General features: G+C 61.5%; 1 protein-coding gene and 1 pseudogene. Both read left to right on the top strand.

Annotated features, from left to right (window positions below):
• A pseudogene (locus tag DOM66_RS06620) lies at nt 1-206 on the top strand (sulfate adenylyltransferase subunit CysD); the annotation flags it as partial.
• On the top strand, nt 207-379 hold a 173-nt coding region (locus tag DOM66_RS19880; RefSeq protein WP_245392378.1), incomplete at its 3' end, for a GTP-binding protein.

Here is a 379-nt window from a genome sequence, read left to right as displayed (position 1 = left end):
CGGGGGAAGTGCCGGAAGAGAAGTGGGTGCGCTTCCGCACCCTGGGCTGCTACCCGCTCACCGGGGCGGTGGAGTCGCGGGCGGCGACACTGCCCGAGATCATCCAGGAGATGCTGCTGACCCGCACCAGCGAACGCTCGGGTCGTGCCATCGACCGCGATCAGGCGGGGTCGATGGAAAAAAAGAAACGCGAGGGGTATTTCTAAATGTCACACCAGTCTTCGCTCATCGCCGACAATATCGAGCAGTATCTCCACGAGCACGAGAACAAGGATCTGCTGCGTTTCATCACCTGCGGCAGCGTCGACGACGGCAAGTCGACCCTGATCGGGCGGCTGTTGCACGACTCCAAGATGATCTACGAAGATCAGCTCGCCGC

The sequence above is a fragment of the Salinicola endophyticus genome, from assembly GCF_003206575.1.
Lineage (GTDB): Bacteria > Pseudomonadota > Gammaproteobacteria > Pseudomonadales > Halomonadaceae > Salinicola > Salinicola endophyticus.
This window is presented reverse-complemented; position numbering and strand designations above follow the sequence as displayed.